Source organism: Rhodococcus sp. P4_B6 (genome assembly GCF_056402215.1).
In genome coordinates this window covers 1-9,873 of the sequence record NZ_JBFUHV010000245.1, presented here as the reverse complement: position 1 = coordinate 9,873, position 9,873 = coordinate 1, and the positions used below count along the sequence as shown (strand labels likewise).

At 66.7% G+C, this 9,873-nt stretch carries 9 protein-coding genes and 2 pseudogenes; 6 read left to right on the top strand and 5 right to left on the bottom strand.

Annotation, left to right across the window (positions count from 1 at the left end; translation table 11 throughout):
* The 5 genes and pseudogenes from AC1DWT_RS46695 to AC1DWT_RS46675 all read left to right on the top strand — a co-directional run.
* Window positions 1-528 (top strand): SDR family oxidoreductase (locus AC1DWT_RS46695; RefSeq protein ID WP_477925865.1); only part of this gene is annotated, 528 nt, incomplete at its 5' end.
* Between the two features lie 54 nt (window positions 529-582).
* A pseudogene (locus AC1DWT_RS46690) lies at window positions 583-986 on the top strand (thiolase family protein).
* Window positions 983-1,756, top strand: coding sequence for a 3-oxoacyl-ACP reductase FabG (fabG, locus tag AC1DWT_RS46685; RefSeq protein ID WP_477925864.1), 774 nt, complete (start codon window positions 983-985; stop codon window positions 1,754-1,756). The pseudogene AC1DWT_RS46690 and the gene fabG overlap by 4 nt, the downstream one beginning before the upstream one ends.
* Window positions 1,753-2,208, top strand: coding sequence for a MaoC family dehydratase (locus AC1DWT_RS46680; RefSeq protein ID WP_206012423.1), 456 nt, complete (start codon window positions 1,753-1,755; stop codon window positions 2,206-2,208). Before fabG ends, AC1DWT_RS46680 begins: the two co-directional genes overlap by 4 nt.
* Before the next feature lie 126 nt (window positions 2,209-2,334).
* The gene (locus AC1DWT_RS46675) at window positions 2,335-3,162 is read left to right on the top strand and encodes a biotin/lipoyl-containing protein (protein ID WP_206012422.1); all 828 of its coding nucleotides are present in this window, start codon (window positions 2,335-2,337) and stop codon (window positions 3,160-3,162) included.
* Here AC1DWT_RS46675 and AC1DWT_RS46670 read toward each other — a convergent pair.
* The 5 genes from AC1DWT_RS46670 to AC1DWT_RS46650 all read right to left on the bottom strand — a co-directional run bounded on the left by AC1DWT_RS46670 (window position 3,083) and on the right by AC1DWT_RS46650 (window position 9,267).
* Window positions 3,083-4,279 carry an MFS transporter gene (locus tag AC1DWT_RS46670; protein ID WP_477925863.1) on the bottom strand — a complete coding sequence of 399 codons (1,197 nt, stop codon included), beginning with the start codon at window positions 4,277-4,279 and terminating at the stop codon, window positions 3,083-3,085. The genes AC1DWT_RS46675 and AC1DWT_RS46670 overlap by 80 nt on opposite strands.
* 110 nt (window positions 4,280-4,389) lie before the next feature.
* Window positions 4,390-5,511 carry a C45 family autoproteolytic acyltransferase/hydolase gene (locus tag AC1DWT_RS46665; protein ID WP_206012421.1) on the bottom strand — a complete coding sequence of 374 codons (1,122 nt, stop codon included), beginning with the start codon at window positions 5,509-5,511 and terminating at the stop codon, window positions 4,390-4,392.
* A complete protein-coding gene (locus tag AC1DWT_RS46660; RefSeq protein WP_095863968.1) occupies window positions 5,508-6,308 on the bottom strand; it encodes a crotonase/enoyl-CoA hydratase family protein in 801 nt (266 codons plus the stop codon). The genes AC1DWT_RS46665 and AC1DWT_RS46660 overlap by 4 nt, the downstream gene beginning before the upstream one ends.
* Window positions 6,305-8,491, bottom strand: coding sequence for an acetate--CoA ligase family protein (locus tag AC1DWT_RS46655; protein ID WP_206012420.1), 2,187 nt, complete (start codon window positions 8,489-8,491; stop codon window positions 6,305-6,307). The genes AC1DWT_RS46660 and AC1DWT_RS46655 overlap by 4 nt, the downstream gene beginning before the upstream one ends.
* 2 nt (window positions 8,492-8,493) lie before the next feature.
* Window positions 8,494-9,267 carry an enoyl-CoA hydratase/isomerase family protein gene (locus AC1DWT_RS46650; RefSeq protein WP_206012419.1) on the bottom strand — a complete coding sequence of 258 codons (774 nt, stop codon included), beginning with the start codon at window positions 9,265-9,267 and terminating at the stop codon, window positions 8,494-8,496.
* Between the two features lie 399 nt (window positions 9,268-9,666).
* Between AC1DWT_RS46650 and AC1DWT_RS46645 the strand changes: the two are divergent.
* Window positions 9,667-9,873, top strand: a pseudogene (locus tag AC1DWT_RS46645) (hypothetical protein); the annotation flags it as partial.

Sequence of the window (9,873 nt, the reverse complement as noted above, 5' to 3'; positions counted from 1 at the left end):
AGCATCGACATCCTGGTGAACAATGCCGGGGCCACCTGGGGTGCGCCACTTGAAGAGTTTCCCCTCATCGGTTGGACGAAGGTGCTCAACACCAACCTTGTCGCTCCGTTCTACCTCATCACGGGAACGCTTCCGCTTCTGCGCAATGCGGCACGCCCCGACCGGCCCGCTCATGTCATCAACATCGGCAGCGTGGATGCCTTGACTACACCTAGCTGGGAGAACTACTCCTACAGTGCGAGCAAAGCCGGTCTGCACATGGTCACCCGCCATTTAGCCAAGCAACTGGCATCCGACAGTATTACCGTCAACGCGATCGCCCCCGGGCCTGTCTTGACGGACATGCTCGGACACGTCGCGGCGGATCCAGAGGTCGAGGCAGAGCTCGTCGGGCGCGTCCCACTGGGCCGCTACGGACAAACCGACGACCTGATCGGCACGGTCCGGTTCTTGGCCTCCCGTGCCGGCTCTTATCTGACCGGCACCATCATTCCGCTCGACGGCGGGATCTCCGGCTGCGCCGGCTGAACCTTCGCCTCCATCTTCTTCCACGTACAGCAATCACCGATTGAAGGAACAACCATGCCTGAAGTTGTCATCGTCGCCACCGCACGTTCGCCGATCGGTAGAGCGATCGAGGACTCATTGAAGGACATTCGGCCCGATGACCTCCCCGTCCAGATGGTCACGGCCGCGTTGGCGAAAGTACCTGCACTCCATCCAAGCGACATCGACGACCTCATGCTCGGTGTCGGCGAACAGCGACTGAACGTCAGCGGTGGGCCATCGCCATGGGCCACCCGTTCGGCATGACCGGTGCGCGGACCACCAGCACCCTCATCAACTTACTGCAGACGCACGACAAGCAGTTCGGCCTCGAAACCATGTGCGTAGGCGGAGGACAGGGCATGGCACTGATCCTCGAATGCTCACCTGACCCGAAGTCACATCGATCCAATCCTCGAGAGGTACCCCCAATCTCGTGAACACATCACCCCATCCCGAACACCGCCGCACCGCAATCGTCACCGGTGCTGCACGGGGAATCGGCGCCGCCGTCGCRCRGCGGCTCGCMGCAGACGGCCACGCTGTCGCCGTCCTCGACCTCGAGGAGGCCGCCGCCCAGTACGTGGTCGACACGATCACYCAGGCCGGAGGMACYGCACTTGCTGTCGGCGCAGACGTCTCCAACGGAACTGGTGTCGAGAAGGCAGTGGATAAGATCACAACGGAACTCGGAGCGCCGGTCGTTCTGGTCAACAACGCCGGCGTCACCCGCGACAATCTTCTGTTCAAAATGTCGGCCACCGACTGGGATACCGTCATGAACGTCCACTTGCGTGGCTCGTTCCTGATGACGAGAGAGGTTCAGGGACACATGACTCAGGCCGGTTTTGGGCGAATCATCAACCTCTCGAGCGTGTCGGCGCTCGGAAACCGCGGTCAAGCAAACTACGCCGCAGCCAAAGCCGGGCTGCAAGGTTTCACCAAAACTCTAGCCCTCGAACTCGGCAAATTCGGCGTCACCGCCAACGCCGTTGCTCCCGGTTTCATCGAGACCGAGATGACAGCCGCGACGGCAGCACGAATGGGAATGAAGTTCGACGATCTCAAGAAGAGGGCGGCCGCCGACATCCCCGTCGCCCGAGTYGGGGTCCCCGACGACATCGCACACGCGATCTCATTCCTAGCSAGTGAGGGAGCCGGATTCGTCTCCGGGCAGGTTCTCTACATCGCCGGAGGGCCCAAGGTATGAAGACACTCAACGGAATCGACGAACTACACGCGGTGGCGAACATCCGGATCGGCTACTCGTCATGGCACACCCTCACCCAGGAGAAAATCGACGCGTTCGCTGACGCGACAGGTGACCACCAGTGGATTCACGTCGATCCCTCACGGGCTGCTGACGGACCGTTCGGCGCCACCATCGCCCACGGACATCTGCTGACCTCGATGATCCCGATGCTTGTATGGGAGGTCTACGCCGTCGACGGCGTCCGAATGGGAATCAACTACGGGTCGAACAAGGTTCGATTCCCAGCACCCGTCCCCGTCGGCTCGCGGATTCGGGCCGCGGTTGACATAGTAAACGTTGAAACCGTCCCCTCGGGCGTCCAGGTTGTCACGGCCGTCACGATCGAACGCGAGAATGCCGACAAGCCGGTTTGTATTGCAGAGATTGTCAGCATCTACGTTCCGAATTAACCTCGCAGACTTGCGAAATCCCCACCGGAGAGATTGCACGCTGACAAATGATCGACGGGGGGCCACACCCGCATGGGGTGACATCTGACCTGTGAAAATCAGTCTTCACGCTGAAAGGATGCTGCAATGCCGAAGCCGTTCCCCGAGGGTTCCACCGCCCGCAAGCGCGAAGCTCCGCTGAATCAGATCGCCGCGACCACCGTGGTGCTGCCGTCGCTCGGTGAGAACGTCACCGAGGCGACCATCACCCGCTGGCTCACATCGCGAGGTGACCGCATCGAAGAGGGGGAACCGGTGCTCGAGGTGTCCACCGACAAGGTCGACACCGAGGTCCCGTCGCCGACGGCCGGGATTCTCGTCGACATCCTCGCTTCAGAGGACACTGTCGTCGAGGTCGGTGGCCCGCTGGCGATGATCGGAGCGAACGCCGCGGGGGTGACTCTGCCGGAACCTGCGCCCATCGTCGAACCGGTCACGGTGTCCGGCGCGGACCGCGTCGAGAAGCTGCCGCGGATCCGTCGCACCATCGCCCGGAGAATGGTCGAATCCCTCCACACCTCGGCGCAATTGACGACAGTCGTCGAGATCGATGTCACCGGGATCGCCCGCGTGCGGGACCGGGAGGAGGCGGTGCTCCACGCACGCACAGGTATGAAGCTGTCGTTCCCGCCGTTCTTCGTGGCCGACGCGGTCGAAGCGCTCGGCGACCATCCGGTGATCAACCTCACCACGGTGCGGCAACGGCTGGAAACGGGCTTTGGCCTGCAGCTCTGCATCAAGCACAGGTTGTACGAACCAAACCTGACGATCTCCGCTTGTCTCAATCGATCTGGGCCAACGCGCGAGCGAGACGGACCAGTTGTTGCCGCTGCTGTCACTCGTCCTTCGGCGAGACGAAACCGAGATGGCGGCGCAGCGGTGCGGCCGCGGTCCCGGCGCCGACGACGAGGGTGAGCGCGGCGATGGCGCCGAACCCGGCGGTGAGTGTGGCGACCGCGGCGACGCCTCCGACGAGTAGAGGTCCTCCTGCGTCGCCGAGTTCGCGTCCGAGTTCGGCGGCACCCATGGTCTGTCCCATCCTCTCGTCGGGAGTCGAGCCGGCCAGCGCCGCAAAAGCCAGCGGGGTGATCAGTCCCGTGCCGGTGCCGATGACCACTGCGGAGAGCAGCACACCGAGCAAACCGGGGATCATGGCGCACCCGAGTCCGGTGGCGGTGATCAGCAGGCCCAGCGCGGTTCCGGTGCCGGCCGAGATGCGACCTGCGTCCAGTGCCCGCCCGGCTCGCGGCTGCACGAGGGCGGCGCAGGCGGCGAGGACGGACACGGCAGCGCCGGTCGCCACCGAGCCGAGCCCGGCGGCGGCGCCGCTGACGGGCAGGAATCCCACTCCCACGGACAGCGCCGAGGTTGCGAACGCGAGTGCGAGGGTGGGCCGGAGAAACGTCCGATCCGTCAGACGGCGTGCCAGGTCCAGGACGGTCTGCCGGTCGCGCGGCAGGGGCGGCAGGGCGGGCACCACGCGCGCCGCCCATGCCGCGATGGTGAGCGCGAGGGCGGTCATCACCGCGAACAGCAGTGTGAGGCCGCTGAGCCACACCAGCACGCCGCCCAGCAGTGGGCCGAGCGTGTAGCCGAGGCTCTTGTAGAAGCCGTATGTTCCGAACGCGGTGCCGTGCCCGGCTTTCGGGGTCATCCGTGCGAGCAGCGCACTTGCGGCCGGGGAAAACGCGGACGCGGCGGCGCCCTGCCCGAGCCGGGCCGACCACAGCCAGTCCGAGTCGCCGACCACGACGARCAGGGCGGAGGCCGCGGCGAATCCGAGGAGGCCACCGAGAAAGACCGGTCGGGCACCGATCCGGTCGGCGAGGGTCCCGAACACGGGTTTGAGCACTACCTCGGCGCCGTCGTACAGCGCCAGCAGCAGACCGAGATACAGGAGGGAGCCGGCCGGGTCCTCGAGGTCGAAGGCGAGGTTCGCCGCGACGGCATGCGCTCCGAAGGCCGTGGTGAAACCGGCCGCGTACAGCGGCCACATCCGCCACCGCGCGGCTGGTGACGCGGCGCCGGTCATGGCCGTTCGCTGTCGGCGGCGGGTTCCGTCAGCCAGCGCGCTCCGGTTCCCTCACTCGTCACCAGGAAAATGTAGCAGCGGCTACATCGGACGAAGTCCTGAGCGTTACGTCACTCGGTCGCCGATCGTTCAGTGGAGGGCGGTCCCGCGACGAAGTCGGCCAGCGACAGTGAGGCTGTTCGGTCGTGTCGGTTGCGAATGAAGATGGTTTGGTCGGTCAGGTTGGTCACGGTGGTGCACAGGGTGGCGAGGGGGTCGTCGCCCGCGGCGGTGCGGTGGACGCCGGTGGGAACGGGGGATCCGGCCAGGACTCGGTCGAACCAGTCGACGCCGGGTTCGAGGGCCGGGGTGATGTTTTCGAGGACCCTGCCCCGAGCAAGACTCTCGTCGCGCTGCCCGAGATTGGCGGTGGCGGCTCCAGCCGGCGCCCGGTCCGGTGGGTCGGGCATGAACCGGATGTGGTTGGTGTGCCATTCGAATGCTCTGTCGTGTGAGAGTTCACGGACGGCGTGACGCCCCGCGGCGGTTTCGACGACTGCGGCGCGACCGGTGTGGGTATCGCCGATCGTGTAGGCGAAGCCGCCGGCGCTGGGGTGGGTGCGCAGAAAGTCGACGGCGTCGGTGAAGGTGGTGCACTGCTGCAGTCGGCGGGCGACGAAATGGCGGCCGGGGGCGGCGATCGGAGTGGTGACCTGGATGTGGTTGATGCCCCACACCAGTCCGGCGGCGTTGGCGGCGAGTGTGTTGGAAGGCAGGAACCCGGGGTACCACTGCACGGTGACCGGTAGGTCACCGTCGATGTGGAGGGTCAGGAGCATGAAGTGTCCGTCGAGGGCGGGGGCGCCGTCCTCGTTGTGCGCGATGAAAGACGATGTGCCGCGCCAGGCGAGGTCCGTGCAGCCGGTGCCGTCGTCGACGCCGAGGTCGCCGCGCAGATTGGCCAGCAGCAAATCCTCGTAGGGCAGCGTGGCGCCGGCCGCGAGCGCACGCAGCTCGGCGGCGAGGTGCGGGTACGCCTGTTCGGTGGCTGCCGCCACATCGGCCAGGATGCGTCGTCCGCGACCACTGCGGGTGAAGACTTGCAGGCCTTCGCGTTCGGGCAACTGTTTCTGCACGGCGGTGATCGAGGCGCGGGCGTACTCACCCAGCAGGGTGAACGCGGCGATGCGTTCGCCCGTCACCACCACCCATCGCAGTCCGGCGACCGTGGTCTCGTCGATACGGGCGTTCATCGTCCGCTGAACTGCGGGGCTCGCCGTTCGAGCATGGCCCCGACAGCCTCGTGGTGGTCTTCGGTGTGATGCGCAACAGCCTGCATGGCCGCCGACAGCTCGAGGATGCTCTCGAGGCTCTGGTGCTGCCCTTCGCGCAGCAACCGCTTGGTCATCCGCAGCACGTGCGGCGGGTTCGCCGACACCCGGGACGCGAGTTCGTGGGCGGCGGTCAGAAGGTGCTCGGGCTCGGTGACCGCGGAGATCATGCCCCACTCGAGTGCGGTCTGCGCGTCRATCGCCTCACCCGTGAAGGCCATCTCACTTGCCCGGGCCATGCCGATGGCACGGGGCAGCAGCCAGGCGCCTCCGTCGCCGGGAATGATGCCGACCTTGACGAAGCTTTCGGCGAACTGCGCGGTGGTCGAGGCGATCCGCAGGTCGCACATCATTGCCAGGTCGCAGCCGGCGCCGATGGCTGCCCCGTTCACGGCGGCGATCGTCGGGATCTCACAGTGGTACAGCGCTTTCGGGAGGCGCTGGATGCCGTGCCGGTAGCCCTGCCGCAGTTCTGCGGGGGACCCGCCGAACATGCCTTCCTTGTCGCGCATGTGTTTGACGTTGCCGCCGGAGGAGAACGCGGAGCCGGCGCCGGTGAGGATCGCCACCCGCACGCTGGGGTCGCGGTTGACCGCGGTGACGGCCTCCTCGAGCGCGTCGATGGTGTCGGCCTCGGAGATGGGATTCCGGGCCTCGGGGTTGTTGAGGGTCCAGACGACGGTGTCGCCGGTGCGGTCGGTCAGCAGGGGGTCGCTCATGCGTGTTCTCCAGAAAGATTGTCGGACAAGACGATACGCACGTCCACGGGGACGATCCCGGTGTTCGAGGCGATGACGGGGTTGAGATCGAGCTCGCCGATCTCGGGGTGTGCTGCAACGATGTCACCGACGTGGACGAGGAACCTGGCCAGCGCAGTCCGGTCGATCACCGGAAGGTGGCGGTAGCCGTCGAGCATGCGGGAGGCGATGGTCTCGTCGATCATCTCGTGGGCTTCGATCTCGGTGAACGGCGCCGCGCGGAAGGTGACGTCCTCGAGGGCTTCGACCATCACACCACCGCTGCCGAATGCCACCACCGGGCCGAAGATCGGGTCGTGGGTGGCGCCGACGAGGAGTTCGACGCCCTGATCGGCCATAGGGGTGACGACGATGCCGTCGATCACTGCGCCGCGCACGTTCTCGGTGACCGCGTCGATGATCGCCTGTGCATTCTCCGCGGCGGTGGCGCCGACCACGTTCAGTTTCACGCCACCGACGTCGGACTTGTGGATCACCTGCGGCGAGACGATCTTCAGTGCACACGGCCGCCCGTATCCGACGACCGCGGTGACGACCTCGTCGACGGTGCGGGCGAAGGTCCATCCGCCGATGTCGACCCCGGCGTCCTCGACGAAGGCGCGGGCGGTCGGCTCGTCCAGAATTCCCGTTCCCACCGCAGCACGCGGTGCGGGGGCGGGCAAGGTGAGGGGCGAACGTTGCGACGCCGTGGCCAGTCGTCGTCCGCGCCGGTCCAGGGCGGCGACCACCCGGACGGCGTGGTCGATGGAACTGATCACCGGGACCCCACCGGCGCGCAGGCGGTCGTGGTTGGAGACAGTGTCCCCGGCGTAACAACTCTGCACCAGCAGGGGAACCCGGTGGGCGGTGGTCAGCTCGAGGAGCCTGTCGGCGGTGGCGTCCTCGGCGTCTGTCAGGCTGGCGTCGAACCGCAGGTGATAACCGCCGTACAGTCCCACGATCAGCACCAATCCGACCGCCGGATCCCGCATCAGGGCGTCCACCGCGTCGGCGAACACCGTGGGATCGGCGTCGGTGGCCCCGGCCACGTCGACGGGGTTGACCACCGACGCCGGCCCGCCGAGCAGATCACGCAGGACCCGCTGGGTCTGGTCACCGATCTGCGCGAGTTCGATTCCGCGCGCGGTCAGTGCGTCGGCGGCCAGGGTGGCGTGGCCGCCGCCGTCGGACAGGATTGCAACCTTGCGGCCGGACGCGATCGGTGCGGTGGTGGCCATTGCTCCTGCCACGACGGCCAGTTCGTCCGAGCGGTCTACCAATTCCGCACCGGCCTGGCGCAGCACCGCGGTGGCGACAGCGTCCGAACCGGCGATCGACCCGGTGTGAGAGAGCGCGGTGCGCTGCCCGACCTCGGAGCGGCCGCCGCGCAGTACCACCACCGGCTTCTCCCGCACCGCGCTCGCCGCGGCGACCAGGAACGCCCGGCCGTCCGCGAAACCCTCCGAGTGGATGGCGACGGCACCGGTGCCGGTGTCGCGGGCGAGTTCGGTGACACATTCGTCGTAGCGGACGTCGGCCTGGTTGCCGAGGCCGACGTAGGCGTGGAAGCCGGGACCCTTCAGAGCGCGGTTGTCGTTGACCAGGGACAGCAGCATGTTTCCGCTCTGGGTGACCACGCTGATCGGGCCCTTGGGCACGTCCTGCAGGCCCACCAGGTTCGCGCCGGTGGAGACGTTGAGCATCCCGGAGGTGTTCGGACCGATCACCCGCACACCGGTCTCGGCGATCGCTCGCGCGAGGTCGGCGTCGAGGTCGGCCCCGGAGTCTCCGGTTTCCTTGAATCCGTTGGCCAGCACCACCACTCCGGCGATGCCGATCGCCGCGCACTCGCGCACGGCGTCGGGTACGGCGGCGCCGGGCAGGGCGATGAGGGCGACGTCGACGCCGTAGGGCAGTCCGTCGATCGAGGGGACGACCTCGAGTCCGAGGATCTCGGTTGCATTCGGGTTGACCGGGTACACCGGGTGCTCGTACCCGGCCTGCTGCAGCGCGCGCACGGCCTGGAAGCCGCGCTTGGTCGGGCTGGTCGAGGCGCCGACGATCGCGATGGAGCGAGGATCGAAGAGGCGCTGGAGCGCCGTGCGGGTTCCGGCCCGCGGGGCGGGAGCGACCGCGGCGGGGGAGGGCTGAGCCATCGTTGTCATCGCTACTTTCCCTCGAAGATCGGGGCGCGGCGCTCGGCGAATGCGGCCACACCTTCGGCCCAGTCCTGTGTGCTCATCAGCGCCAGCAACTCCTGCGGCTCGGTCTCGAGGACGATGTCGAGGGGGTCGTTACGCCGCAGCGCTGCCTTCATCCGGGCGAGCGAGAGCGGGGCCTTCCCGGCGAGGGTGTCGGCGAGCGCGTGCGCCGCGTCCAGTAGCCCGTCCGCGATGACGGCCGAGTGCGCCAGTCCCCACTCCAGCGCCTGGGCGCCGGTGAAGCGTTCGCCGAGGATCAGCATGTCAGTGGCCCGCCGCAGTCCGACGAGGCGGGGGAGTCGGTTGGTGACACCCCCGCCGACGAAGGTGCCGATGCCGACCTCGGGAAAGCCCATCCGGGCGTCCTCGGCGACGACGAGGAAGTCGGCGCTGACCGCCATTTCCGCGCCGGCACCGAGTGCGTATCCGTTGACCGCGGCAACGACCGGGGTGTCCATCGTCTGAATCTGCTCGCAGACTCTCTGACCGAGGTCGAGGTAGCGGGCCTGCTCTTCCCGGCTGCGGGTGCCGGACTTGTGGGCCTTCAAATCGGCGCCGACACAGAACGCGCGGCCTGCGCCGGTGATCACGACCGCGCGCAGGTCCGGATCGGAATCCGCCGCGACCAGTTCGTCGATCAGCGTCTGGTACAGCTCCTCGCTCACCGCGTTGAGGCGGTCGGGGCGGTTCAGGGCCAGGGTCGCGGTCGAACCCGAACGGGTTGCCAGGACGGTCGTCATCGTCTCACGTCACTTTCTCGTCGATCTGGTTGTAATGCGTTGTCCCGCTGACGGTGTGGCCGCAGGGGTGCTGCCGGTCGCGGTGCTTCCGGGAAGGGTTCCTGTCATCCATACAACCGCATCGCCGCGGCTGATGCAAGTAGAATTGCACGTTAATGTGAAATTGCAATTCGACAGCATGACAAGCCGGTTGCGATCCCGTCTCCCGTTGTGGCGCCTGGTGATTCGAGTCGTGGCGCGGGCTCTCGCCTTCGCGACGAACTTCATTTCGAGTGTCATCCGCGACCTGACCTTTCGGCGTTCGGGCTGGTGGGGGCACATTTCTGCGAACGCGACCTAAAATTGCATCTAGTAGGCAAAGTGCAAATTGACTTGCATAACGTGGCGGTGACGTGTTTCATGGCTGACACACAGTTACCTGGGTCACATCCGCGTTACACGGAAGAAGGCATCGTGCCAACCTCGATTTCCAGCTCGGAAACTCTCGAGCACTCCATCAACACTCGTCAGCTGACGATGATCGGCATCGGCGGCGTCATCGGTGCCGGTCTGTTCGTCGGCAGCGGCAAGGCGATCTCCTCCGCAGGCCCGGGCATAGTCCTGGTC

What these genes read in the sequence shown, in the direction of transcription:
- AC1DWT_RS46680 (WP_206012423.1), top strand. Translation starts at nt 1,753, where the DNA reads ATGAAGACACTCAACGGAATCGACGAACTACACGCGGTGGCGAACATC.
- AC1DWT_RS46675 (WP_206012422.1), top strand. Translation starts at nt 2,335, where the DNA reads ATGCCGAAGCCGTTCCCCGAGGGTTCCACCGCCCGCAAGCGCGAAGCT.
- AC1DWT_RS46665 (WP_206012421.1), bottom strand. Translation starts at nt 5,511, where the DNA reads ATGAACGCCCGTATCGACGAGACCACGGTCGCCGGACTGCGATGGGTG.
- AC1DWT_RS46655 (WP_206012420.1), bottom strand. Translation starts at nt 8,491, where the DNA reads ATGACAACGATGGCTCAGCCCTCCCCCGCCGCGGTCGCTCCCGCCCCG.
- AC1DWT_RS46650 (WP_206012419.1), bottom strand. Translation starts at nt 9,267, where the DNA reads ATGACGACCGTCCTGGCAACCCGTTCGGGTTCGACCGCGACCCTGGCC.